This is a genomic window from Mesorhizobium marinum, from assembly GCF_040813675.1.
Classification (GTDB): domain Bacteria; phylum Pseudomonadota; class Alphaproteobacteria; order Rhizobiales; family Rhizobiaceae; genus Mesorhizobium_K; species Mesorhizobium_K marinum.
Window position 1 is genome coordinate 1 of the sequence record NZ_JBFOCI010000025.1, and the last position, 1,061, is coordinate 1,061.

Annotated in this window: 1 protein-coding gene; it reads left to right on the forward strand. The window is 55.0% G+C overall.

The features are described from left to right. Nucleotides 1-551 (forward strand): Abi family protein (locus ABUE31_RS22675; protein WP_367726034.1); only part of this gene is annotated, 551 nt, incomplete at its 5' end. Nucleotides 552-1,061: the final 510 nt, after the last annotated feature.

Sequence of the window (1,061 nt, forward strand, 5' to 3'; positions counted from 1 at the left end):
CCAAGTACGCTGAGTGGTTGAACAAACTCGATGCGAAAGAGGCGTCATCGAAGGAGGAGTTCGCCAACCACTTTCGCGCAAAGTATCCTGGCGAAAAGATGCCCATCTGGATCGCTGTCGAACTCCTAGATTTTGGACCCCTCTCCATATTTCTTTCAGGTATGCGCTACCCCGATCTGCAGCGCATTTCCAACAGCTACGGCCTGCAGCAGCCTCATCTAGTAAAATCATGGATTCGGTCGATGAGCGCTCTGCGCAATGTCTGTGCGCACCACTCTCGCCTGTGGAACAAGCCGCTAATTGATCAGCCGGCTTTACCCGCCAAAGGCGCAGTGCCGGAGCTGGACCACCTTGCATCAGCGCCGGGTGGCAATCAGCGTTTGTACGCTGCTTTGGCGGTGATGAAGTTCTTGCTCAAGCGGGTTAACCCGAGGACCAAGTGGGCGGATCGCCTCAAGGCACATGTATCCACGTTTCCCAACGCGCCAAACATCAAACTAGCGGATGCTGGCTTTCCCGTTGATTGGGAAACACTCCCCCTTTGGAGCTAAGATACGCAGAGAGGGTTGGACCGGTGGCAACAAGATGGTGCGGTGTGGCCGCCTTTCTCGCATCCTGCATATTGACCTTCCAGACAATGGCCGAGACGCTGCCGGAACTCACGGGCGGAGGATACATCGTTGTTTGGTCGGGATATGCCGCCATCACAACGTGCGTCCATGATCGAGATTTCTACCAGTTCGGCGCATTTGTATTNCTGCATATTGACCTTCCAGACAATGGCCGAGACGCTGCCGGAACTCACGGGCGGAGGATACATCGTTGTTTGGTCGGGATATGCCGCCATCACAACGTGCGTCCATGATCGAGATTTCTACCAGTTCGGCGCATTTGTATTTCTGTGCAACCAGTTCACCTACGAATACCCATACCACTACGGCGATGTGTTTCTCGTCACGGCTGCATTCGAACACGAAGGGCGTGCCGCGGTCCTAGCAAAGATGTGCATGGGAGAAACCGGAGCGTGCATACCGGGTTCGCTGCTGATGAGGAGATAGCGC